The organism is Lactobacillus sp. WILCCON 0149 (assembly GCF_057197965.1).
The window spans coordinates 2081503-2104095 of the sequence record NZ_JBUBHO010000001.1 but is presented as its reverse complement, the minus strand read 5'-3'; the positions used below and the strand labels follow the sequence as shown (position 1 = coordinate 2104095).

General features: G+C 47.8%; 24 protein-coding genes. 16 read left to right on the top strand and 8 right to left on the bottom strand.

The window, feature by feature from the left end; translation table 11 throughout:
• From ACYVUV_RS09820 to ACYVUV_RS09810, 3 genes are read left to right on the top strand one after another with little or no spacing between them, the layout of a single operon-like run.
• Positions 1-1509 carry a hypothetical protein gene (locus tag ACYVUV_RS09820; RefSeq protein WP_439774975.1) on the top strand — a complete coding sequence of 503 codons (1509 nt, stop codon included), beginning with the start codon at positions 1-3 and terminating at the stop codon, positions 1507-1509.
• Positions 1510-1515: 6 nt separating this feature from the next.
• Positions 1516-2235 (top strand): LytR/AlgR family response regulator transcription factor, encoded by a 720-nt coding sequence (locus ACYVUV_RS09815; protein WP_439774974.1) that lies wholly within the window; start codon positions 1516-1518, stop codon positions 2233-2235.
• Between the two features lie 14 nt (positions 2236-2249).
• Positions 2250-3539, top strand: a complete 1290-nt coding sequence (locus tag ACYVUV_RS09810; RefSeq protein WP_439774973.1) for a GHKL domain-containing protein — start codon at positions 2250-2252, stop codon at positions 3537-3539.
• Between the two features lie 63 nt (positions 3540-3602).
• Here the strand turns inward: ACYVUV_RS09810 and ACYVUV_RS09805 are convergent, their stop codons facing one another.
• A complete protein-coding gene (locus ACYVUV_RS09805) occupies positions 3603-4076 on the bottom strand; it encodes a nucleoside 2-deoxyribosyltransferase (RefSeq protein ID WP_201330142.1) in 474 nt (157 codons plus the stop codon).
• 170 nt (positions 4077-4246) lie between these two features.
• Here ACYVUV_RS09805 and ACYVUV_RS09800 point away from each other — a divergent pair, with 170 nt between their 5' ends.
• The gene (locus ACYVUV_RS09800; protein ID WP_439774972.1) at positions 4247-4726 is read left to right on the top strand and encodes a PTS sugar transporter subunit IIA; all 480 of its coding nucleotides are present in this window, start codon (positions 4247-4249) and stop codon (positions 4724-4726) included.
• On the opposite strand, the gene ACYVUV_RS09795 is transcribed toward ACYVUV_RS09800, so the two are convergent.
• From ACYVUV_RS09795 to ACYVUV_RS09770, 6 genes are all read right to left on the bottom strand, one after another.
• A complete protein-coding gene (locus tag ACYVUV_RS09795) occupies positions 4723-5361 on the bottom strand; it encodes an ABC transporter ATP-binding protein (RefSeq protein ID WP_439774971.1) in 639 nt (212 codons plus the stop codon). The genes ACYVUV_RS09800 and ACYVUV_RS09795 overlap by 4 nt on opposite strands.
• Positions 5362-5381: 20 nt before the next feature.
• Positions 5382-6014 carry a hypothetical protein gene (locus ACYVUV_RS09790; RefSeq protein WP_439774970.1) on the bottom strand — a complete coding sequence of 211 codons (633 nt, stop codon included), beginning with the start codon at positions 6012-6014 and terminating at the stop codon, positions 5382-5384.
• The gene (locus ACYVUV_RS09785) at positions 6011-6664 is read right to left on the bottom strand and encodes a hypothetical protein (protein WP_439774969.1); all 654 of its coding nucleotides are present in this window, start codon (positions 6662-6664) and stop codon (positions 6011-6013) included. Before ACYVUV_RS09785 ends, ACYVUV_RS09790 begins: the two co-directional genes overlap by 4 nt.
• On the bottom strand, positions 6651-7436 hold the full coding sequence (locus tag ACYVUV_RS09780) for a hypothetical protein (RefSeq protein ID WP_484499297.1): 786 nt from the start codon (positions 7434-7436) through the stop codon (positions 6651-6653). The genes ACYVUV_RS09785 and ACYVUV_RS09780 overlap by 14 nt, the downstream gene beginning before the upstream one ends.
• A gap of 45 nt (positions 7437-7481) precedes the next feature.
• On the bottom strand, positions 7482-7901 hold the full coding sequence (locus tag ACYVUV_RS09775) for a hypothetical protein (protein ID WP_484499296.1): 420 nt from the start codon (positions 7899-7901) through the stop codon (positions 7482-7484).
• A 91-nt stretch (positions 7902-7992) separates the two neighbouring features.
• Positions 7993-8790, bottom strand: a complete 798-nt coding sequence (locus tag ACYVUV_RS09770) for a tyrosine-protein phosphatase (protein ID WP_439776187.1) — start codon at positions 8788-8790, stop codon at positions 7993-7995.
• Positions 8791-8995: 205 nt separating this feature from the next.
• On the opposite strand from ACYVUV_RS09770, the gene ACYVUV_RS09765 reads away from it, so the two are divergent.
• The 10 genes from ACYVUV_RS09765 (at position 8996) to ACYVUV_RS09720 (ending at position 18161) form a co-directional block, all read left to right on the top strand.
• Positions 8996-9469 (top strand): universal stress protein, encoded by a 474-nt coding sequence (locus ACYVUV_RS09765; RefSeq protein ID WP_439776188.1) that lies wholly within the window; start codon positions 8996-8998, stop codon positions 9467-9469.
• A 419-nt stretch (positions 9470-9888) separates the two neighbouring features.
• Entirely contained in the window at positions 9889-10833 is a 945-nt protein-coding gene (locus ACYVUV_RS09760; RefSeq protein WP_439776189.1) for a phosphate/phosphite/phosphonate ABC transporter substrate-binding protein, read from the top strand.
• A 115-nt stretch (positions 10834-10948) separates the two neighbouring features.
• Positions 10949-11719: a phosphonate ABC transporter ATP-binding protein gene (phnC, locus tag ACYVUV_RS09755; RefSeq protein ID WP_484499295.1), complete on the top strand. Its 771-nt coding sequence runs from the start codon at positions 10949-10951 to the stop codon at positions 11717-11719.
• Positions 11720-11721: 2 nt separating this feature from the next.
• Positions 11722-12522, top strand: coding sequence for a phosphonate ABC transporter, permease protein PhnE (gene phnE / locus ACYVUV_RS09750; RefSeq protein WP_439776191.1), 801 nt, complete (start codon positions 11722-11724; stop codon positions 12520-12522).
• Positions 12522-13334: a phosphonate ABC transporter, permease protein PhnE gene (phnE, locus tag ACYVUV_RS09745; protein ID WP_439776192.1), complete on the top strand. Its 813-nt coding sequence runs from the start codon at positions 12522-12524 to the stop codon at positions 13332-13334. The genes phnE (ACYVUV_RS09750) and phnE (ACYVUV_RS09745) overlap by 1 nt, the downstream gene beginning before the upstream one ends.
• A gap of 272 nt (positions 13335-13606) precedes the next feature.
• A complete protein-coding gene (locus ACYVUV_RS09740) occupies positions 13607-14485 on the top strand; it encodes an IS982 family transposase (RefSeq protein WP_484499368.1) in 879 nt (292 codons plus the stop codon).
• A 37-nt stretch (positions 14486-14522) separates the two neighbouring features.
• The gene (locus ACYVUV_RS09735) at positions 14523-14807 is read left to right on the top strand and encodes a hypothetical protein (protein WP_484499294.1); all 285 of its coding nucleotides are present in this window, start codon (positions 14523-14525) and stop codon (positions 14805-14807) included.
• A 43-nt stretch (positions 14808-14850) separates the two neighbouring features.
• Complete coding sequence (locus ACYVUV_RS09730) at positions 14851-15483, top strand: ABC transporter ATP-binding protein (RefSeq protein WP_484499293.1); 633 nt, start codon at positions 14851-14853, stop codon at positions 15481-15483.
• Positions 15484-15889: 406 nt separating this feature from the next.
• On the top strand, positions 15890-16630 hold the full coding sequence (locus tag ACYVUV_RS09725) for a hypothetical protein (RefSeq protein WP_484499292.1): 741 nt from the start codon (positions 15890-15892) through the stop codon (positions 16628-16630).
• A gap of 205 nt (positions 16631-16835) precedes the next feature.
• Entirely contained in the window at positions 16836-18161 is a 1326-nt protein-coding gene (locus ACYVUV_RS09720) for an RNA-guided endonuclease InsQ/TnpB family protein (RefSeq protein WP_484499291.1), read from the top strand.
• A gap of 589 nt (positions 18162-18750) precedes the next feature.
• Here the strand turns inward: ACYVUV_RS09720 and ACYVUV_RS09715 are convergent.
• The gene (locus ACYVUV_RS09715) at positions 18751-20376 is read right to left on the bottom strand and encodes a peptide ABC transporter substrate-binding protein (protein ID WP_439774782.1); all 1626 of its coding nucleotides are present in this window, start codon (positions 20374-20376) and stop codon (positions 18751-18753) included.
• Between the two features lie 251 nt (positions 20377-20627).
• On the opposite strand from ACYVUV_RS09715, the gene ACYVUV_RS09710 reads away from it, so the two are divergent.
• Positions 20628-21113 (top strand): hypothetical protein, encoded by a 486-nt coding sequence (locus ACYVUV_RS09710; protein WP_416721351.1) that lies wholly within the window; start codon positions 20628-20630, stop codon positions 21111-21113.
• A gap of 57 nt (positions 21114-21170) precedes the next feature.
• Positions 21171-22571 carry a metallophosphoesterase family protein gene (locus ACYVUV_RS09705; RefSeq protein ID WP_439774781.1) on the top strand — a complete coding sequence of 467 codons (1401 nt, stop codon included), beginning with the start codon at positions 21171-21173 and terminating at the stop codon, positions 22569-22571.
• Positions 22572-22593 lie beyond the last annotated feature (22 nt).

The window sequence follows — 22593 nt, the reverse complement described above, 5'->3', positions numbered from 1 at the left end:
ATGCGTAATAGAATCAACATTGCCGCTTCCAGTTTGCTCTTCGCCCTTGTCTTTCTGTATTCTCTTGGACCCGGCCGCGATGCAGTAGACCGGCTGCCTTTGATCTGCAGCCTGCTTTTATACGTCACAAGCCTGCTTTTGCCTTTGCAGCTTGGCTATCGCAAAGATACTATTCGCCTGCTGGCCGGAATCAGCAGGTTGGAAATCTGTCTGGATAATTTTACCTGTCTCTTTGTTTGGAGCCTTGATGGCAGCCTGCTTGGTATTTTGTTGTTTGGTCTGATTTTTCGTGAAAAAAGTTTTTTAGGCAATTCTGCTCTTTTACTGTTGATTGAACTGGTCTTGATTTTCTGTTCACTGCTGCTGATGAAGCTGCCGGACAAATTTCGCGTCAGCCGCGGTTCTGGAAAAAATCAAGGAAAAATCGCCCTGCGTTGCCTGCAAGTATCAGCCTTGCTGCTGTTAGCCTGGTCCCTGCCGCAAGCGGCCTTACTGGCCAAGAGTGCCTATGAAAATTACCAGTCAAAGGAAAAATGGCAGCAAGTTCCAGCAGCCGTCAGTTTTGATGATGATGGCCGCTTGGACCAAAGAGATCATTACCCGGCTGAACTCGCGCTCATCAAAGATGAAGAGCGGCAAGGCAACGCGGTTTTGTCCCTAATCATGGATGACCAAATGCAAACGTCAAAAGCTGAATTAGGGGGATATGACCACATCGTTTTTGTCAATGACCAGGCTTTAAAGCTGGCCGGTATCAGCCGCCAGGACCTAAAGGAAGTTGCCCTGGCCGACTTGCCAGCAGAAAGCCGGAATTTCTTGCGCAGAATCTTGCCACTTAATACCGCAAAGCGGCAAACCGTGCCGAAAGGGATGCACTTGTTGACCAGCCGGAAAAAGCTGGTCGCTCTAAATGAAACGCAAGATTTTCAACTTTGCCGCAAGCCCTTGATCATCTACAGTAAACGGCCCAGCCAGATTTATGACATGCATGGCTTTTTATATCCAGCTTTGTCGACAGGCAATCTCTTCTTTATCCGGTCAGATAAGCTTATTCCTGCCTTAAAGCGGCGCGGCTTGACAAAAATTTACTCGCCAGAGCCTTTCCGCTTGAAGCAGCTCGCCCAAAGCAAGCTGGAGCTGGCCAAGCTCTACTTAAAGAGCTGCTTGTGGGAGCTGCTGAACTGCATCTTGCTCTTGCTTTTGCTGGCCAGCATCTTGAACTATCAAGCTGCTGCCTGGGTTCAGCTCAACCGGACCAAGGTTTTCGCCTTGTTTACCAGTGGGCACAAGTGGAGAATAATCTTCCCGCCTGCCGCGGTGGCGGCTGCCTTAGCGCTGCTTGTTTGTTTTCTGGTCACGGCTATCTTGCTTGTCCTTTACGCTGCAAGTCCTGCTGGGCTCTTGATCTGCCAGTTTTCCTTTATCCTGCTGTATACTTTGGTATATGGAAAGCTTTTGAGCAAAAAGAGCAAAACAGAAGTTAAACGGATGATTGGCCGGAAAGGGTAGAAGAGGATGAAAGAGGAACTGGGCCTGCGGATAGCGGTTTGCGACGATGAGGAAAAAGAACGCGCGAGTTTGCGGCAGTTGCTAGTCATGGAGTTAAACGCCGCACATGTCGACTGCTACGCGAGCGGGGATGACCTGCTTGAAGCAGGAAAAAAGTACAACTTGATCTTTCTGGACATCGAAATGCCTGGTACAAGCGGCATGGAGACGGCCCGTCGCCTGCGCCGTGACAAGCGCGGCGATTTGCTGGTCTTTTTAACTGCTTATGACCGCTATATGCCTTCCGCCTTCGAAGTGAAGGCCTTCCGCTACTTGCTCAAGCCCTGGAAGAAGGAGGATATTGCCTTGGTTTTGCGGGCTGCTTACCAGGAAATCCTGGCCAGGCAGCTCTTGGCAGTCCCTTTGCCGGACAAGGCAATGACTGCTCTGCCCTTAAATGAAATCCGTCTGCTGGAAAGTTTGGGAGACCAGAGCTGCATCTATACGGCTGACAAAAAAGTAATCAGCCCAGAACCCTTGAAGTATTGGGAAAAACAACTGGACAGCGCCTTGTTTGGCCGGGTGAGCAGGCAATACATCGTGGCTTACCAGCATATCAGTGATCTGAAGCATAATCAGCTCTACCTTGCCGGCCTTAAGCAGCCAATCCTGCTTCCCCGCCGCCAGGTCAAAGCTGTTGAAGCTGCCTGGCTTGACTACCTGCGCTTTTATGCCCAGCCGCTGTGATTTTGGAGCATAATATGAATTTGTCTATCGATGCCGTGACGCTTTTGAACACGGCTTTTATCCTGCTGCAGTTCAGCAAGCTTTATCTGGCTTTTGCCTATCTCTTTGCCGAGAAAATCAGGCCGGCCTGGTTGCTGGGGATTTACTTTTTTGGTTTGGTGGCCTACTGCCTGGCCGGTCCCCAGCTGGGACTTTTGAATGAAGCTTTGATCTATGCCCTGCTTGCTTTGGGCCGGACTTTGCTGGGGCCATTAAAGGAAAAAGACCTCAGCCAGCTGGGCAGCTATGCGGTTTTAAGCCTGCTGGATCTGAGTCTAAAGCAGCTGCTCCGCCGTCAAGAAGTGGGCGCGGCTGATCTTGTTTTTGAAGCTGCCATAGCTTTGACTTTCGTTTACCTGTTTTTGGCGCCTAAGGTCAAAAATGTTTTTGCCAGCTGGCCGGACAAGGCCAAGTGGCTGTTTGTTTTCCTGGAAATTCTGGCTTTGGGCGCGGCGAGTCTGACAGCAGGTCGCTTTCAAGCCTATCTTCGCTTGCAAAAGCAGCTGCCAGTGCTAGAGGCCTGCTTGGCTGGAGTTGCCGTCTGGCTGGACATGGCTCTTTTACAAGGACAGTTTAGGGTTTGGAAATTAAAAGGCGAGATGAGTGAACAAGAGCAGCTGCTCCAAGCTGAGGAAAACTATTATGAATCGCTTTTGGCCCGGGAGAAAGAAACCAAGAAGTTCCGCCACGATGCCCGCCAGCACTTGGTCAGCCTGCAGGGCCTGGCTCATGCCGGCCAGTATCAGGAACTGACTGCCTATATTGACGACTTGGTTGGTAGCAGCCAGATGACCCGGCAATTGATCGATACTGGTAACAGCGGAATCAATGCCGTGATTGGCGACCTGGCCGCCCGGTATCCGCAGGTTGAAATCAGCTGGACTGGGGTGATTCCCGGCAACTTAGCCTTGCGGCAGCTGGATCTGTGCATTATTGCCGGCAATCTTTTGAAAAATGCCTGCCAGGCAGCCTCACTGGCGGCAGACCACCAGGTTAAGGCAGTGCTGAAATTTTCCGGGAAAACCATGCTTTTGACCGTAGCCAATCAAACGGATAAGGGGGTCAAGGTCGGGCCAGAAGGGGATAGTGTTGCGGCGAACGGACGGACGGGGATTGGCTTAGGCAAGGTCAAATCCTTTTTGGAGCCTTACCACGGCCGCCTGCGGTTAACTTTTAGCCCGAAAACCGCGCTTGCCAGCGGCGGGGGAGAATTTAGAGCCGAAGTCTTTGTGCCAAATGCTTTAAAAGCCCCCCGGGAGTTTTAGAAAAGAGAAAAAGCCCGTCTTCCAAAATTGCGGAAGGCAGGCTTTTTGTTAGATGTAGCTTTTTTAATATACGGCACCTTCGTAGAAGTCGAAGCGCAGCTTGTTGAAGTTGAAGTCCTTCAGCTGGCTCATCTTGATTACGTTGTCGCTGACGCCCCAACTCATGAGGTTGATCGGCTTGCCGTAGTCTTCATCTGGGATAACCAAAAGGACGTACTTGCCTTGGCTCAAGGCATAACCCAGTTCCATGCCCAGGCCGACGTCTTCTTCGTCAGGAATGTAGACGCCCAGCATGACATCGTTGGTCTTGATCCCGTTCAAGTCGTTGTTGTAGGTGGCCGTAGCCCAAACCTTGTCGTGCAGGTATTCCGGGTGTTCGTCGACCCGGATGCCCTTGTACTGGTTGTCCAGGGGAACGTAGCTGTTTTCCAGGTCAATCGTTGGATTTTCCTTGAGGGCTTCCATGGCTTCCTTGTAGGCTTTGTTTTGGCGGTCAGTGAACCAGCCGGCACCGAAGTAGATCGTCTTTTTTGGCATATCTTGTATTCCTTTCATGTCTGTTGCGAGATATTGTGTTTCTTTTTCTAGAATAACTTTACCATTTTCCGCCCCGGCTGACTAGTCAAAAATTAAGCGCCAGTCAAGTTGGCCAGCGCTATATAGCTTATAATAAGGGTAGTTGTATTTTTAAAAAAGGGGTGGAAAAAGTGACTGAAGAACTCTTAAAAGCGGAAAGCTGTTTTGTTTTGCGGGCCGAAGACCGGGCCGACATGTTTGCCCAAGTCTACAAAAAGCTGCTGGAGCAGGGGCTGGTAGCGGCCGGCTTTTTAGACCAGGTGGTGGACAGGGAAGAGGATTTTCCGACTGGCCTGGCCAGCTGCAATCTGGCCCCGGGTCTTCCCAACCTGGCTTTTCCGCATACGGAAGGCTGCTTTGTCAAAGAGCAACGGGTCGTTCCCATTAAGCTGCTGGACCCGGTCAGCTTCAAGAGCGTGGTCGATCCCAGCCGTGAATTGCCAGTTGGCTTTTGCTTCATGCTGCTGGACCAAAAGGCGGACGGCCAAGCTGAACTTTTGGCCAGAACCATGACCTTCCTCAGCCAGGCTGAACCAGAAGCCCTCAGCCGGATTTTTGCCCAGACTGATCCTGCCGGCTTGTACTCTGCCCTGCGGGATGCGGGATTTTAATGCTGACTTTGGTCTAATTGCCCATCCGTCAAATGGTAAATTTTTTGCGGTAAATTCTGCAATAGCAGAGGATCATGACTAACCAAAAGGGTAGTCGTTCCTTGCTTTTGCATTTCTTTGATCAAAGAGATAAAAAGTTGGATAGCTTTAGCATCCAAACCATTCGTTGGTTCGTCCAGAAGCAGCAGATCAGGCTTCTCCATAACAGCTTGAATAATGGCCAGCTTTTGCCGCATGCCTAAGGAAAAGGACTTTACTTTAGAGTCCTTTTTTTGATCCAAGGCGAAAATCTTCATGCTTTCAATAATTTCAGCTTCACTGATGGTATTGTTGATGGCGGCGAGGTACTTTAGGTTCTCGAGTGCTGTCAAGTAAGGAATAAAATTTGGGGTTTCGATGATTGTGCCGCAGTTTACTGGCAACTGTTGATTAAAATGAACCGATTGCCCGGCTAGCTTGATTTCACCGCTAGTTTTGACAAAGCCTAAGATGGCGCGTAAAAGCATGGTTTTACCAGAACCGTTGTCGCCAGTGAAAGCAACAACTTCGCCTTTTTCGACAGACAAATTGATATCGTTTAAGACAGGCTGGCCCTTAATTGTCTTGGAAACATGGTTGAGAGTAAGGTATGACATATTTTTCCCTTTCGTTTGATTTACAGAAGTTCTGTTTGCAGGTTAATGTAATAAAGAACAGCAGCCAAGGTTAATATCACGATTAATTCTAAGAAGTAGGAAAAAGCAGCGATATTGGCGAGCAAAATTAAGTTTTTCTTACTTACAAGATCCAGGATAGCCAGTCCGCAGCCAATGACGACCGGCAGGGCATAGTCCCTGCCAAGCAGCAATAGACTGGTTAAGAGCAGGTTGAAAGCCAAAAGGCTCAAACTAGCTGGCGCCAAAATCCGCAAAAGCAGCATCCAAGCGGTAAAACCGAAACAGAACAGCAGGGCTAGTGAAAACAGGATATTGTAGCTAACTGTAAACAGCAGCATTTTAATTAGACTGGCTCGAAAAAGACGCCGTCGGTCAGCCTGCCTGACATAAACAAAAGGATTAAGTATCAGCAGGCTACTCTTCATTTCCGGCAAGAGCAGCAATTCAGCCAGGGCATAGTAGCAGATCCAAGCCAGATTAGCGCTGATAACGGTCAGATCGGGCAGCTGCATTACATCAAATGGATTGCGGTTGCCGGAAAATGGATTGGCTAAATTCCAGACTAGGCAGGCAAACAAAATGCCTGCCCAAAAGAGTTGCCGCCGCTTCAGATTATGAAAATGAAGTCTCATTTGATTTCCTCCTGGCTAAGCAGACAGTCAGCTAAGAACCATAGCAGCAAAATTACGCCCCAGACCAAGCAACTAAAGTAGAACAAAATTTGTGGCTGGCCAGCAAAGGCAGTTCCGGTCAACAGGCTCAGCCAGTTTTTGGAGAAGGCTGACATGAAGAAAAGCCAGGCTGCCAGATAGCATAGGCAAGTCAGCAGGTATAAATTGCCGTGTGGCATGAGCAGCCAGATGACAAGAACTATGCTTTGCGTTAAACAAAGATTTTGCAACAGCAGCCAGATGGAAAGCAGGCTGCTAGCTAATTCGATCTTGCCGCTACTGGAAAAAACAATGGCTGCCAGGAAGGCTGACCAAATTGCACAAGCAAATGATATGAGCAACTGCCAAGTCAGCTTCCAGGTCAGCCAGCGTTTAGGACTTTTCCAGCGAACCCGGGCCAATGGGTCATTTTTTGATGGGAAAAATGCTGCTGTTAAACCGCTGAATAAAGAAATTACTGGAAAAAGCAGGTTGGCTTCCAGTAGCTGAAGGCTGGCAGCAGAGCCGGCTGGTTCGGCAAACAGGAGGGCAAGCAGGAGAAGCGAAAAGACGGCCGCGATGATCAGCAGCCGCCTTTTTTGAATGATTAAGAGCTGTTTAATCAAGAACATCGTTTCTTTCCTTTATTAGGAAACCACCCCAAACTACAGCGAGGATTAAGATGGAATAAACAATAAGTCCAAAGACCGTGAAGGGATATTCATTGCTGAATGTTGGGGTGATAATGCTGGGAATAGAGAGCGGTTCAAAACCGCTGAAGTCGCGCAGAATACTGCTGGTCAGCGTGATGGCAAAAGGAACGATGACTTCCAATCCATTGCGCAGACCAAAAGCTGAAGCAATGAGTGATAGCTGACTCAAGAGACCTGCAAAAATGAAGACGATAAGCAAGCCAAGCAGCCAGAAAACAATTGGATGAGAGTAGAACAGACCTGCGCTCCAGCCGCCAGGGTTGATTGGCGTTAGTTCATATTTTCGGGATAAGGGAGCCAGGGAGTATTGACTAAAGAAAAAGATCCCCTCACAAATGAGTGGCAAAACCGCGATTAAACCAGCAAAAATAAAAGAACTTGCTGAACAGCTGGTAAAGTATTTATTTAATGGAAATCGGCTGAGCTGCATTTCGCGAAAGTGCTGCTTTTTATCTTCAGCAATGGTGCTGCCGGCGGCTAAGGCAGCAGTTAAAGGCAGAATAACATAGTAGCTGCGGCTGCCGAGCCCGGTATAGTCAAAACCAGTTAAATGGACATAGGCACTGTTGATAAAATACGCATTTGCAGATGAGATAGTCCGGGCCTGCAGAAAAATTATGGCAAAGCCAATGGCCAGGGCAAGCCAGCCCTGCCAGCGCTTGCTGAGCCGGATAAGCTGTTGTTTTATCATGTTGCTCCTCCTAAAAAAGCATCTGGCTTGCCAGATGCTTGGTAATTACTTCTTTTTTACCGAGTCAGGACTCCAGACACCACTGGCGTGAACATGGACCACATACCCTTCTCTACTTTCGATCGCTAAGCGAATCTTTGTTTTACCATAGATTTCGTATGCCCGGTTGTACATTAGCTGATATTGGCCAGCCTTAAGGGAATATTTTGGATTATCAATTTCTACGCCATCACTCTTTTGTGCCCAGACATTAACCATACCTTTGCCAACTTCTTTGACACGCACATAAGTACGAGATTTGTCAGTCTTATATCTGGCACCAGTGTAGTAGTTACCGCCATTCCTAGGCAGAATAGCATCCCAACTGGTGTCTGTATGATTATTACTTGCATGGACCAAACCAGCTGAGCCGACTGTAACAAGGGATAATGCAGCGATTACTAAGGACATACTTCTTTTTATCATTCTGATTCTCCAATACTGATATACATAAATGATTCAATTCATAAGCAAAAGAATAGCATTACGAAAGAAGTATGTCAATATTTTTCTTGAGTTATTTCTCCAGGTATATCGTCCGCAAATCCAACAGGTCAGCATTAGAGAGGCCGATCTGCTGGTGAAGGTAGGCATTGATGCTGCCATAGTCCCGGTTGATGACGTCCAGCAGGTACTTGAAGTAGGCCGGCTGCACGGTCTGCAAATCGTGGAAGGTCGCCAGGAGGCTGTCATCGGCTCCAGCGGCCTTTTCCTTGGCCAAAAGCTGGCTGACGAAGTCCTTGATTACTTCATTAGTGAAGAGGTAGTCTTTTTCAATGGTTTTCATCGGTACGCCCAAGGCCGTCAAGATCAGGATTGCCCCGAAACCGGTCCGGTCTTTCCCGGCCGTGCAGTGGAAAAGCACGCTCTCACCGTCTTTTTCATTAGCCAGGAGAACTTCAAACAAGTGCTGGTAGGCCTTGTTGGCGTTCTTCCCGGTCGCCATGTTCTTGTAGGCCCACAGCATCCGCTGGTAGCCCCAGCCTGGATCCTGGCTTTCTCTTGCCATGTCTGAAATACTCATGGTGGAGTTGGTCAAGTCCTCATCGAAAACGGGGTCGGCAAAGTACTCAACACCTGCGATCTTTCGGTCCGGCTGCTTGTTTCTTTCAAAACTGGTTCTGAGGTCGATATCGTACTTGAGTCCGTAGCGGCGCAAGTACTCCTGGTCTTCTGCCAGCAGGTCGGCCAAGTGCCCGCTCCGGATCAGCTTGTGCATTTTGATCTTTTTGCCGGAAACGGTCTGGTAGCCGCCCAGTTCACGGAAGTTCCGGCCGCCTTTAACGGCCAGCAATTGCTGCTTTAATGAAGTCATGGTTAAATCCTTTCTTATTTATATATATCTGTCTTTTCTGTTTTCTTTCAATTGTTTTTTAATTGACTGATTTTTTCATCCCGCTTAAAAAATGCTCCCTTGCAAGTTTAAGATGTAACAATTTTGCGAAAGCGCATTACTAAACCGTGACTTATGTTAAAATATAGATAAGCGAAATACGTAGATAGTACGGGAGATGAGCACTATGACTGAAGAAAAAATCAAAATTTTGGTACCTGTCGATGGATCTGAATCCGCTGAACGTGCTTTTGACAAGGCCGTGAAGATTGCCGCCAACAACGGCTACCACGTTGATGTTTTGAACGTGATCGACACCCGGCAGTTCATGGGCGAAATGCAGGACACCTTGATCTCAGGCGACACGATCTACCAAATGACCCAAGACTCAGAGGAATACCTCAAGAGCCTCAAGCAATGGGCCCACGACAACCTGGCCTTTGACGACCTTGACTACCACATCCGTTATGGCAGCCCGAAGAGAATCATCTCTTACGACTTCGTCAAGGACCACGGCAACAACTTGATCGTGATGGGCGCCACCGGTTTGAACGCTGTTGAGCGGATGCTGATGGGGTCAGTTACCGAATACGTCAACCAGCACGCCATGGCCGATGTCTTGATCGTCAGAACTGACGTCAACAACATGCCTGCCAAGTAAGCTGGCTGATAAAAGTATAGCTTAAAAAGAGGACGTTTGGAACAATTTCCAAACGTTCTTTTATTTCTTGTTTATTTAACTAGAATTTTACTTTTGTTCGGATTTCAGCCGATTAAGTTAGTAGTTTGTGTAATTTTTCGCTATTTCATTAACTTTTTGTTTACAAAATTGGACCGGATCAATTAGTTTGGGTAAAAAATCCGAAAAAAGCTTGCTAAAACCCGAATATTTCTGGTAGAATTGTTCCAGAACACAGAAGCGAGATTCGCCTAGCTGTCGTTCCGATGAGATGCATGAGCGTGAGAGCCACCGATAGAGGAAGCTTTTGTGTGTGCCTTCCTCTGGCTGCTTTCAGGCTCATCCCTTATGCTGCTGTTGTACTGTTTTAACTTTCATTAACCATTTTTCAGGGGGAAATAATGAAAAAGTTCAAGAAAGCATTGTTTGGTGCTTTAACTGTTGCTGCTGCCGTGCTGGCAACTGCTTGCTCTTCAAGCAAGTCATCATCTTCTTCATCAAAGGGCTACACTCCATCAAAGTCACACCCTTTGACGATCCAATTTGTTCCTAGTCAAGCTGCTTCCACTTTGGAAGCCAAGGCTAAGCCGCTTGAAAAGATCCTTTCCAAGAAGCTTGGCGTTCCGGTTAAGATCTCAATGTCAACCGACTACAACACGGTTGTCGAAGCCATGAAGTCAAAGAAGGTTGACGTTGGCTTCCTGCCACCGGATGGTTACGTTCTGGCCCACAAGCAAAAGGCTGCTGACGTTCTGCTGCAAGCTCTCCGTTACGGGGTAAAGCAACCAGGCGGTAAGGCAACCAACAAGCTGGTTAAGTTCTACCGGGCAGAAATCCTGGTTAAGAAGGGCTCAAAGATCAAGAGCTGGAAGGACTTGAAGGGCAAGAAGATTGCCGTTCAAAACGCTACTTCTTCAGCCGGCTACATCTTCCCAATCGCTGAATTGAAGGAAAAGGGCCTGGACTTGACTAAGAAGGGCAACGCCAACCTGGTAACTGTAACTGGCCACGACCAAGCCGTGCTTGACGTTCTTAACGGGGACGTCGACGCTGCCTTCACTTTCGAAGACGCACGTAACACTGTTTTGGCAGACCAACCAAACATCATGAAGAAGGTTGTTCCAATCTACTTCACTAAGGGCATCCCTAACGACACTATCTCAGTTCGTTCAGACATGAGCAGCTCCTTCCGCAAGAAGCTGTCCAAGGCCTTCGAATCTCTGCGCGATGACAAGAAGAGCTTGAAGATTATCGAAAGCATCTACAGCCACGAAGGCTACACCCCTTCAAAGGACTCAAACTTCGACATCGTCCGCAAGTACGACAAGATGGCTGCTACCAAGTAGTCATTGATATCACAAAGACTATCAACTGAATACTATAGTGAAATCGTGCCCCGCTTTACGTAGGACACGATTTTCAATGAAAAAGCAAATTTAGTTATTTAAGGAGTTATTATTCATGGCAGAACAGCCGATGATCGAAATGAAGAACGTTACCAAGGTCTACGACAATGGTACCGTTGGTTTGAAGAACATCAACCTGGAAATCAACAAGGGTGAGTTCGTGGTAATCGTTGGTCTTTCCGGTGCCGGCAAGTCTACTCTGCTCCGGGCCATCAACCGCCTGCACGACATTTCTGAAGGTGACATCTTGATTGACGGTGAGTCAATCACCAAGGCCAAGGGCAAGAACCTGCGCCTTATGCGGCGCAAGATCGGGATGATCTTCCAAAGCTTCAACCTGGTCAAGCGTTCCAGCGTTTTGCGGAACGTTTTGGCTGGCCGGCTGGCTTACTACCCAACCTGGAAGACGACTTTCAACCTCTTTACTGACGAAGACAAGCAAAGAGCTTATGAAGCCCTGCAAAGCGTTGGTATGGCTGAAAAGGTCTACTCTCGGGCTGACGAGTTGTCCGGTGGTCAGCAGCAGCGGGTGGCTATTGCCCGGGTTTTGACCCAAAGACCGGAAATTATTTTAGCCGACGAACCAACTGCTTCTTTGGACCCGAAGACTTCCCGCCAGGTTATGGAAGACTTGAAGATGCTGAACGAAAAGTATGACATGACGGTCGTGGCTAACCTGCACTCAATTGAATTGGCCAAGGAATTCGGCCACCGGGTCATCGGTGTCCGGGCCGGGGAAATCGTATATGACGGTAAGATGGAAGACACGCCGCAAAGCGTCTTCGACAACATCTACAATGGCGGCAAGGGTAAGGAGGAAGACTAACAATGTCAGCAACTGACCGCGACATGTTAAAACTTCCAAAAAAGAAGTTTAAGATGTGGAACTGGGTCTGGGTCATCTTGATGATCCTGGGTCTGGTTTTATCTGTTAACAACACGCAGACAAGTCTGCCGGAATTTTTCGCCAACTTTGACCAGTTCGCGGAAATCTTCGTGCAGATGGCTCAGCCGGACTGGTCATACGCCGGCACTGCCATTCCTTACCTGGTGGAAACGATCAAGATGGCCATCATCAGTACGGTTATCGGGTCCCTTTTGGCCTTCGTTTACTCACTCTTGATTGCCAGAAACATTGTCCACAACCGGGTAATTACCGGTGTTCTGCGTTTCATTATGAACATCATCAGAACTATCCCAGACCTGCTCTTGGGTTCAATCTTCGTTGCCATCGTTGGTATCGGCCCGGTTGCCGGTATCTTGGCCTTGATCGTCTTCACCTTCGGTGTTGTGGTCAAGCTCTTCTACGAAGCCATCGAAACCATTGATCCAGGTCCAAGTGAAGCCATCAAGGCAGTCGGGGGCAACGGGATGAACAACATCATGTTTGCCGTTATGCCGCAGATTTTGCCTTACTTCATCAGCTACGCCCTGTATGCTTTTGAAATCAACGTCCGGGCATCTACGATCCTCGGTTACATCGGTGCCGGTGGTATCGGTCTACAGCTGAAGAACACTTTGGACATGTTCAGCTACAACCAAACGGGGATGATCATCCTGGTTGTCTTCTTGGTTGTTTTGGTCATCGACTTTGTTTCAACTAAAGCAAGGGAGGCTTTGATGCGCTAATGGATACGACAATGAAGAAATTACCACCAAAACCAGTGACGGCCAAGTCCAGAGCAATTAAGTGGGGCGGCTGGATCATTTCCATCGCCATCATCATTTGGTCCTGCACGGGCATCGACTTCGGCGGGATCAAGCCAACTGCCGGCCAGATTACCGGGGCGATCTTCAATGGCCTTTTCCACCCGGACTGGTCATATGTTTATAACGGCAGCGGGGAAGACTTGGTTTCCCAATTGTGGCAGACCTTGTGTATTGCTTTCCTGGGTACTTTCATCTCCGCTATCATTTCAGTTCCTTTTGCTTTCTGGGCTGCCAACACCCGGCACAAGAAGTTCTGGGTATCTGAAAGCGGGAAGATTGTTTTGACTTTTATCAGATCCTTCCCGGAAATCGTTCTGGCCTTGATGTTCATTAAGGCCGTTGGTCCAGGCGCTCCAGCCGGTGCCCTGGCCTTGGGTTTCCACTCAGTCGGGATGCTGGCCATGCTGTTCTCAGAAGCGATTGAAAGTTTGGACGATGGTCCAGCTGAAGCTATTACGGCGGTCGGCGGGTCCAAGTTCAACGTTGCAGTTTTTGCAACCCTGCCTGACTTGATGCCAGCCATCGTTTCCAACACCCTTTACCGTTTTGACGTGTCCGTCCGGTCCGCTTCCGTTTTGGGTCTGGTTGGTGCCGGTGGTATCGGCTATCCTTTGATCATTGCCTTGAACTACCGGCAATGGAGCCGGGTCGGGATCATCCTTTTGGGGATCATCGTTATGGTTGTGGTCATCGACTGGATCTCTGGTGCTATCCGGAAGAAGCTGGTCTAAAAAATACTGAATAATAACTCTTTGAAAAGCTGTGGCGGTTGCCACGGCTTTTTTTATTGTAAAAATGGCAAGTAATTTTTTTAGATAAGCAATTTGCGCTATATCAACTCTTTGCATAATTAATTGATATTTAGGAGCTGACGACTATAATTATAGTTGTAAACAATAGTTGTATACGCGTGGTGCTAGTTGAAATATAGTTTCAATTTCTTAACAAAAAAGGTCCAACATTGTAGACTCTAGTTGGAAAAAAGAAAGGAGTCCTTACAATGTTGAACCAACTACAGATTAAACGTTATAGTCACCGTTTGCAAGTGGAATTTCGAACTTTGTCGAAAATCTGCAAGAAACTTTATTACAAGTACGCTCCATCTCGGTTAACTCACCGTCGCAATGCCAGTCTGGTAAAGGTTCCAGACTACGAAATTATTGCATTACTTGTCTGGCAAGCTGAGGAAGGTATATCTTCTCAGCGCAGATTTGCTCGCTGTTGGGGACTTTGTGGGCTCTCCAGATCTCGTTTCAATCGCAGAGCTAGAGCGCTTCTTGGCATCACTGTTCAGATCGTCAACGAACTAAACTCAAGAGTCGATCTGTCTGATCAGTACATGATCATTGACAGTCTACCCATGCCTTTGTGTCAGCCAATCAGAAACCGCAGAGCTAAAGTGTTTGAAGGAATTGCCAACATTGGCTATAACTCAACCAAACAGTTTTACTATTACGGCTTTAAAGGCCACTTTGCCGTAGCTCAAGACGGTTATGTTCTTGGCTATGTAATCACACAAGCATCAATACACGATGCAAAAGAAGCAGAAGAGCTGATTCTCACTACCCATCCCGAAGGGCACTTTATTTTAGGCGATGAAGGCTATATAGGCAAGCAGCTGCACGATACTCTCAAGATAAACGGCTATATACTGTGGACACCTTACCGGAAAAATATGAAAGGTGCTAAGCAGCATAACAAAAGAGAGCTAATGGCAATTCGCCGAACGATCGAGAGTGTGTTCTCTGTACTAAAGTACTACGGAATTGAAAATATTCTTGCAAGAAGTACAGACGGTTTCCAACAAACCGTCGAGATAATCGTACTAACTTACAATATCAGCTACATCCTACAGAGATATGGACTCAACTTCTTCAACTAGCACCACGCGTAGTTGTATGTTTTGAGAGGTAACCAAAATGAAAAAGTTGTTAATTTCATTATTATCCGTTACCATGCTTGCAACTGTAGGTTTAGGTGTAGGCAATACATATATGCCTGCCGAAGCTGCAACTCGTAGCGCGGTAAAGTCATATCATTTTGATAGAAATAAATTTACTGGTAATGAGTCACACTTTACTCATTATAAGTATGTGAAGGTTCCTAGCTGGTCACGGCAAATCGGCTATCAAAACCAACAAATTGGTTCTGGTTGGAACTACATTCGCTATATCCACGTTAATTTCTATCAAGGTGGATATTAATTAAAAAGGCAATATTCACATTGCCTTCTTGGAGGGAAACAAAATGTTGAAGCTGCAGAATTTGACTCTGCAAACCAGGCAGCCGATCCTGACCAACTGTGACTATAGTTTTGCTGATGGAGCCTTCTATCAGATTACGGCTGAAAATGGGGCTGGTAAAACTAGTTTGCTGAGAGCGATGACAAATCTGATTCCTTTTCAAGGGCAGATTGAATTTGATGGTCGGCCTTACGAGCAGGTCCGCGACCAGGTCTTCTTTTTTGAGAGCAATGACTGGCTGAATCCTAGCTTGAATGCCCTGGACTACTTAAAACTGGTGCAGAAGAAGTGGCATTCTAACGTTGATTTAGCAAAAGAATTGGACTTTATGGGCGTGGGTGCGTTTGTCAAACTGCCAATCAAGAAATACTCTCTCGGTATGAAGCAAAAGTTGCTGATTGCGATGTATTTTACCAGCGGGGCCAAATACCTGCTGATGGATGAAATATCCAATGGTTTGGATGAAGCCAGCCGCCAGCAGCTCTACCAACGCTTGGCCCAGGAAGCTGAGCAGGGAAAGACAATTCTGCTGACTTCCCACTATGCAAGTGAGGTTCGTGCTTTTCAAAGTCAGCGCCTGCAGCTGATGAATGGAAGCTTGAAAGAAGTTGAGTCTGATGTCGTACATGATTTTTAGACTGCAGAAGGCAGTTAAAAGCAACTTGACCCTAATCTGCATGACTTTGGCTCTGGCCCTGTCTTTTGGCGTCTTGTATCTGAATGCCAGAAATTCACGGACACTGACTTTGGAGGCACAGACAGCTGAAAGCATTGCTCAAGGAAACAATATTGTGAGCAAACAGCAAAAGAGTCTAGAAAAATCTGCGAAATCAAGTGCTAAATATCGGCAGATTAAGGGAGACATAACAGTAAACCAGCAAAAGATTCGTCGAAATCAAGAGCTGATGAGCTTGCTCAAAGAGAAAAAATGGCAGCAAGTTTATGAACATAAACTTGTTGATGTACAAGAAATTAAGCAATCTGTGGATTCGGATCAAGGACAAGATCAAGAGCTAATTGCAGAACTAAATAAGGAAACTCTCTTGTTTTCCTATTTAAAGAAGCATCCCCAGCCTTATCAGACTGAGCAGCCTTCAAAAGGCATTCAGTTCCTGTTTAACTTGAACGAAACCTACTTGCCAATCGTTTTTGCCTTGATTGGTGTCTTTATCTTGTCTCAGCTGGCGACTGATTCTTACCGGCAGAGATATGATTTGACCAGCCTTTTGCCAGGTAGCCGCTTGGCCGGCCTGGGTGAAAAAATTACTGCCAACTTCTTGACCTTGCTTGGCATGTTTTTGCTGATCAACCTTCTGGCTTTTATTCTGGCCAGCCTCTTCTATGGCTTGGGCAGCTGGGATTACCCATACTTGGTCTACCACTGGCATGGCGGAAAAAGCTATCCGGCTTACATTGCCAGCTGGCGCTTGCTGGCTCCATCTCTTTGCCTGCAACTCTTGCTGCTCCTCCAACTGGCCAGCTTGACGGAACTTATTGCCAAAATCATCCGCGACAAGTTCCCAACTTTACTGATCGTGCTCTTGTTGACGGTCGGTTTGAACCTGTGTGTATATGTTATTGTGCCAGTGACTAAAGTTGCTCAATGGCTGCCAAGCACCTATCTTAACTGCTTGAGCGTCAGCTCAAACAGCCTGGCCCAGCAGGTAAACAATCAAGCCATCGACTTTAATCATGGTGTTATTACTTTAACAGTGACAATCATCATTACTTGCTTCTTACTATTGTTGCCTTCCTTAGGCAAAAGAAAGAGAGCTACTAATTAGTAACAAGTAATATAGAACTATATCGAAAAATATAGCGTAATGTTCTTGCGAAAAAAACGAATCTATTCAAATAGAAATTAAGTGTGTTGCACCTATGATTTTAATCAAAAGATGCAACGCATTTTTTGGCTCTTTTTCAAACGTATGTTTGGAAAAGAGCTGGGATACGTGCTAAAATATGCTTGTCGAAAAGAGGTGAAGACAAATGGCAACCAAAAGGACTCACGTATATCGTTTATATCCAGATACTACTATGGCTCACGTCTTGGACCAGTGGTGTGACTATCGCCGTTATTGCTACAATAAGGCTCTAGAATTGTGGAATGCGACCTATTCGGAATACCGTATGCTAGTCAGTTCAGAGATTCTGGCGGAATTCAAGAAGCCGAAAGAAGAACGGCAATTTACTGAAGAGCAGAAGTTATTTATATCTAGATACTATCCAACCGCAGCACTGATTCAGAAAAAGCTTACAGCAAGCAAACAGTCATGGGAAAGGCAGATCTCTTCTCGTATCCTGCAGCAAGCATGTGCTGACTTGGGCAAATCGTTCAAGAAGTTTGCCAAAGATAAGGCACTCAAAGTTAAAAGAGGTGCCGGACACCCCGTTTTTCAATCCAAGAAAGCCAAACGCCAAGGCTTTAAATTGAATCAAGGCGTGGTGCTTGCAAAGGAAGGCAATCACGGAAAGCTGACCTTACCTGTTCCAGCACCTTATAAGGGTGAGTGGCATAGCATAAGATTTTCTGAAATCCCCAAAAATGCCGAATTTGGGACGATAAGCTTTTACCGTGAACACGGCCATTACTACATGGCGGTTCCTTACAAGTATGAAATGCCACCATACATTCACAAGCATACGGGTAAGAAAACAGGGATCGATGTCAATGTCAGCCATTTCAATGATGCAGAGGGAGAACACTATTTTCTGCACAAAGGAAACAATGGCGCTGTCAATCTTGAGAGAGTCTATGAGAACATCAAGCATCAGCAGCGGATTCTGGCAAGAAAGCTGGAAGAAAATGGCCAGATTGCCGGGAAGCGCTCAAAAAGCTATCAAAAAGCGAGAATCAAGCTTCAGAAGCTTTACGAGCGTGCTCACCGCATGCAGGATGATGCAATGCACAAGTACACGACTCACCTTGTCAGAGAATATGATGCAATCTGCATTGAGGATCTGGACGTCAAGGGCATGCTTATGAGCCATGTCGCTTCAAAAGGCGTGCACCGTGCACTGTTTGGACGCTTTCGCAGCTATCTTGAATACAAGTGTAAGTCTGCCGGGGTTAAGCTGGTGATTGCCAATCGCTTTTATCCAAGCACCCAGCGCTGTGCAGCGTGCGGCAACGTCAAGAAGGACGATGAGAAGATTACTCTTTCTGGCAATAAAAAGCACGGCACCAAGCACAATGAATATGTGTGCTACAACAAAAAATGCCCGAACTACAACAAGGTTGTAGATCGGGACATGAATGCGATGATGAATCTTACTTTTTTGATTGATCATCCAAGATACAATAAAGCATTGTAAAAAATTAAGGGATCCGCAAGGATCCATGCGGGCAGGCTAATGGCCGGAATGCCATCTGTTACTTAGGCAGTTGCGTAAGTGGCTGTTTCGGTGCAGATGGCTCACCGGACGGGAAACCGATAAGTTGTTTTGGCAACGAATCGGTTTCTACGACCGCGCATGCGATTCCTCAAATGGAAGAACGTGCGAGAAGCGAGTTCAGAACTCGTGAGACAGTTCGGTTGCTCATCTTCGGATAAAGGCATTATCTGCGGCTTCGGCCGTACAGGTGATGTGAGCATATCGAGTGCAGAGATCGCCCACGCTGTCAATGCGAAAGCTTGGCAATGAACGCTCGTGAGAGAAATGGAAGCCGGCAGAGTCCTATGTTATGTGCTGGGTATGTTCCAGCCAGGCATGTCGGTGCTGGAAGTAGAGATATCGATAATGTGATAGTCACAAAGTTGAATATCTTGACCATAATGTGAACCAGCCGGTATCAAGCGCACATTCTTCCACATTTCTTATAGCACTCGCGTAACGCGAGCCTCTTTTCTTTGTTTCTAGTCTGTTGTCTGTTATCTGTTGTTTGTTGTGCTATTGCTGCTTGTTACTTCAGGTAAGCGTACTTGAAGCTGTAGTTTGCCCCGGCGCCGTTGTAGATCACGCCCTTAACGCTTGGCTTGACCATCCAGGCTTCGATTGGGTGGTAGAGTGGGGTAACCCCTTGTTCTTCCAGCAGAACTTGTTCAGCCTTGGCCAGGTCCTTGAAGCGGTCAGCATCTGAACCAGTCGTCTTAGAAGCAGCCACGTACTTGTCGTAAGTCTTGTTTGACCACTTGCCGTAGTTGTATGAAGCACCAGTAGTCTGCAGGTCAAGGAAGGAAATTGGGTCGGAGAAGTCGGCGTTCCAGCCAGTTGAAACAACGTCAAAGTTGCCGCTCATCATTCTGGTCAGCCGGGTCTTCTTCGGGATGCTTTGAACTTGCACGTCGATGCCCAGGTTGTTTTCCAGCTGGCTTTGGACGAATTCCGCTGCCTTCTTAGCCGTGTCGTCGTCGTCGCCAAGGAGGGTGAAGGAGATCTTCTTCTTGCCGGTTTCCTTCAAAGCTTGCTTGTAGAGCTTCTTGGCTTCAGTGACATTGTAAGTCGTTGCCTTTTCAGTAGCGGCGTTCTTGACCGTGTCAGTGTAGTCCTTGCCGTTAACAGTCGTCATGCCTTCTGGGTCAAAAGTCGTCGCCGGAGTAGCTGCCCCGCCCAGAGTTGAAGCCAGTTCCTTCCGGTTGATGGCCATGGAAATAGCCAAGCGGAGATTCTTGTTCTTGAATTCCGGGTGCTTCTTGGTGTTGTAGGACAGGTACTGGGTCGTGGACATCTTGCGCTGGGTGTAGCCGGTCTTGCCCTTCAAAGACTTGGTGGCTTGGGCATCCAGGAAGGCGGCGTCAAGCTTGCCACTTTGGTAAAGATTGTAGTCAGTTGAAGGAGTCTTCTGCACGCTGAACTTGACCGTGTCGAGTTTAACGCTCTTCTTGTCCCAGTACTTGTCGTTCTTGACCAGTTTCCAGGTCAGGTTGGACCCAGTCCAGCCGACTTGCTTGTATGGCCCGTTGTAGATCATGTACTTGGATGAGGTTGCGTACTTAGAGCCGGCCTTTTCAATGAACTTCTGGTTTTGCGGGAAGAAGAGCGGGAAGGCCATCAGCAATTTGAAGTAAGGAATCCGCTTTTCCAAAGTAACCGTCAGCTTGTACTTGCCGTCAGCCTTGATCCCCAAAGCAGTTGGCTTCTTCTTGCCAGCCGCGATCGCGTCAGCGTTCTTGATGCCGGAGAACAAATAGGCATATTCAGACGCGGTCTTCGGGTCGATGGTTCTGCGCCAGGAATAGACGAAGTCCTGGGCCGTAACCGGGTCCCCGTTGGACCACTTGGCGTTCTTCCTCAAAGTAAAGGTCCAGGTCTTCCCGTCAGCGCTGTTCTTGGTGGAAGTGGCCAGGGCGTTTTGCACCTTGGCATTCTTGCCCAAAAGGTAGAGCCCTTCTTCAACGTTGTTGATTTGTTCATAAGATGCTTGGTCGGTTGCCTTGGAGGCGTCCAAAGTCGCCATTTCCGCGGTGTTCATCCAAGTAAGGGTCTGCTTCTTGGCGCTGGTTTGTGAGCTGTTTGACCCGCAGGCGGCTAAGGTGGCCGCGCTGGCTAAGATTACGGCTGAGCTGGCTAAAAGTTTCTTGCTTCTCATGTTTTTTGCCTTCTTTTTCTTATAAAACTCATATATTACGACACAGCCAGATAGATGCAGCTAAACTACTGATCTAAGAGATATTACTAATTATAGCAAATAACTTAAAAAATACCAGATGGACTTTAATTTTTTTGTCATTATTTTTAGGAAACTCTTTTTATCCTTAAAAAAGCGCTTTGCCCAAGTAAAAAAAGCTATTCCAGACCGACTTTTTGCTATAATTAGGGTAAGATTGCAAGGAGGACAACATGGAAAAATTAACTACCATGGAGCTGGCTGACGAGTTGGCTGAAGCTCAAGACAAGATTCTTAACGGTGAAGCAAAGCTGGATACCGGCCGGGTTTACCAGGCCATCGATGATTTGGGCGTCTTGAACGATCCCATCAGCAATTACTTCGACCGGACCGAAGATGAATACTATGAAACTGAAAGTGACCACTACCTGGCCTTGACTAATCTGACCGGCAAGCTGGGCGACCTGCATGACCGCATCTTGACCAACCACGTGGATGGTTTCGTTGACAAGGACGAAATCAACCTGACCTACAACCACGAAAACGTTTATGTCGAAGGCAACTACGTGCCAAGAACCGACATGCACGTTTTGGTCTACGGACTCAAGGTCATCGGGGCGGTTGAAGCCATCGCCGCTGCCGACCTGCGCAACGTCTTGTCTAAGGATGCCGTGCTTTCCCTGGGCTTGGCGGCACACGCTTTAGCAGAAAATCTATAATTGAGAGCCGGGGGAGGCCCGGCTTTTTGTGATTTTAGGCTTTTTGGAAGGGTAGAAATGGACCTGTTTAAATACACAAAGGGAATTATTGACAAGGCAGTTGGGGCTTCCAAATTGCGCGCCGTGCAAAAGAATGGCGGCGAGCTCCTGGATCCCATGCAGAAGTATCTGACGGTAGGGGAGTACCATGTCGATGCTCGCGACGCAACGCCTGACGGCCGGCCGTTTACCTTGACGGTCTACCAAGATGACCAGGGCATCCTGCACCAGGCGCTCAGTCCGGAAAACACCGACAGCCTGGCTGCTGAATACGACCGGAAATTCGTGCCGGAACTGAATCGCTTCAAGGCTTTCCGCAGCCGGGAAACGGGCCGGCGCTATGTCGTGGAAGACTACTTGACCCGCTTTGTCTCCGACGTGAAAAAGGAAATCAGGGAAGGCGACGACTCCGTCAATATCGGGGTCATTACCGACACCCACTTCAAGAATGTCGACAGCCTGGACTTCTATGGCTGGAACGGCTTGATGCATGTCAGAGAGTTTTCCTACCTGGACCAGCTGGACATCCTGGACCTCAAATGCCACTTGGGCGACTGGATCGACGGTTCTGATGCCGGCCTCATCAGCGAAAGCGAGCTGATGAAGCTGCGGGACTCCTTTAAGTCCAGCCAGGTGCCTTACCTCATGATCAAGGGCAACCATGATGAAAACGACAAGTTTGACGAGCACCATGACTTAAAGGCCAGCTTCCCGGAGCGGGAGTTTGAGAAGATCATGTGGCCGGAGATGTACCGGCAGCGGGAATTGGGCTATGTTTCCCGCCAGCACGGGGTGGCCTGGTTTGACCAGGGCCATGTCCGGGTGATCAGTCTGAACACGTCAGACATTCCCTACATTTTGGATGAAAAAGGACAGAAAAAGTACGACGTCAAATTGACCCTGGGGGTACGGGAAGACCAAGTGCAGGAATTGATCGAAATCCTGCAGCAGTCAAGCGGCAAGCAGGTCATCCTGCTCAGCCACGCCAACCCGATCAACCGGAAGGGCGGCAATGCCTTGAAGTACAACGGACGGTCCCTGCATGAGCTCTTAGTGGCCTTCAACCAGAAGGAAAAGGGCCGGATGCACTCCAGCAAGGACGTGCCAGCGGAATTCCGCTTAAGCAATGACTTTGACTTCACCAAGGTCAAGGATGCCCGGATCATTGCCTACTTCTGCGGCCACCGGCATGTGGAAGACCAGTACCGGATCAACGGCATCCAGTATGTCCTGTTCAACTGCTCAGCCTTGATGGGCCCAAGCCATCAGCTGACGACCAAGTATAACAAGAACTTAAACCGGAAGATGGACCACCAGAATGAATTTGCGGGCTACATCGTCAACGTGGACCTTTTCCGGCGGCGGATCAAGGTCTTTGGCTATGGGGCCGCGACCAGACGGAGAATTTTTTTCATTTAAGTAAAGATTGACAAGGACTCTG

Coding starts and splice junctions, on each gene's coding strand:
- ACYVUV_RS09820 (WP_439774975.1), top strand. CDS start 1: ATGCGTAATAGAATCAACATTGCCGCTTCCAGTTTGCTCTTCGCCCTT.
- ACYVUV_RS09815 (WP_439774974.1), top strand. CDS start 1,516: ATGAAAGAGGAACTGGGCCTGCGGATAGCGGTTTGCGACGATGAGGAA.
- ACYVUV_RS09810 (WP_439774973.1), top strand. CDS start 2,250: ATGAATTTGTCTATCGATGCCGTGACGCTTTTGAACACGGCTTTTATC.
- ACYVUV_RS09805 (WP_201330142.1), bottom strand. CDS start 4,076: ATGCCAAAAAAGACGATCTACTTCGGTGCCGGCTGGTTCACTGACCGC.
- ACYVUV_RS09795 (WP_439774971.1), bottom strand. CDS start 5,361: ATGTCATACCTTACTCTCAACCATGTTTCCAAGACAATTAAGGGCCAG.
- ACYVUV_RS09790 (WP_439774970.1), bottom strand. CDS start 6,014: ATGAGACTTCATTTTCATAATCTGAAGCGGCGGCAACTCTTTTGGGCA.
- ACYVUV_RS09785 (WP_439774969.1), bottom strand. CDS start 6,664: ATGTTCTTGATTAAACAGCTCTTAATCATTCAAAAAAGGCGGCTGCTG.
- ACYVUV_RS09780 (WP_484499297.1), bottom strand. CDS start 7,436: ATGATAAAACAACAGCTTATCCGGCTCAGCAAGCGCTGGCAGGGCTGG.
- ACYVUV_RS09775 (WP_484499296.1), bottom strand. CDS start 7,901: ATGATAAAAAGAAGTATGTCCTTAGTAATCGCTGCATTATCCCTTGTT.
- ACYVUV_RS09770 (WP_439776187.1), bottom strand. CDS start 8,790: ATGACTTCATTAAAGCAGCAATTGCTGGCCGTTAAAGGCGGCCGGAAC.
- ACYVUV_RS09765 (WP_439776188.1), top strand. CDS start 8,996: ATGACTGAAGAAAAAATCAAAATTTTGGTACCTGTCGATGGATCTGAA.
- ACYVUV_RS09760 (WP_439776189.1), top strand. CDS start 9,889: ATGAAAAAGTTCAAGAAAGCATTGTTTGGTGCTTTAACTGTTGCTGCT.
- phnC (WP_484499295.1), top strand. CDS start 10,949: ATGGCAGAACAGCCGATGATCGAAATGAAGAACGTTACCAAGGTCTAC.
- phnE (WP_439776191.1), top strand. CDS start 11,722: ATGTCAGCAACTGACCGCGACATGTTAAAACTTCCAAAAAAGAAGTTT.
- phnE (WP_439776192.1), top strand. CDS start 12,522: ATGGATACGACAATGAAGAAATTACCACCAAAACCAGTGACGGCCAAG.
- ACYVUV_RS09735 (WP_484499294.1), top strand. CDS start 14,523: ATGAAAAAGTTGTTAATTTCATTATTATCCGTTACCATGCTTGCAACT.
- ACYVUV_RS09730 (WP_484499293.1), top strand. CDS start 14,851: ATGTTGAAGCTGCAGAATTTGACTCTGCAAACCAGGCAGCCGATCCTG.
- ACYVUV_RS09720 (WP_484499291.1), top strand. CDS start 16,836: ATGGCAACCAAAAGGACTCACGTATATCGTTTATATCCAGATACTACT.
- ACYVUV_RS09715 (WP_439774782.1), bottom strand. CDS start 20,376: ATGAGAAGCAAGAAACTTTTAGCCAGCTCAGCCGTAATCTTAGCCAGC.
- ACYVUV_RS09710 (WP_416721351.1), top strand. CDS start 20,628: ATGGAAAAATTAACTACCATGGAGCTGGCTGACGAGTTGGCTGAAGCT.
- ACYVUV_RS09705 (WP_439774781.1), top strand. CDS start 21,171: ATGGACCTGTTTAAATACACAAAGGGAATTATTGACAAGGCAGTTGGG.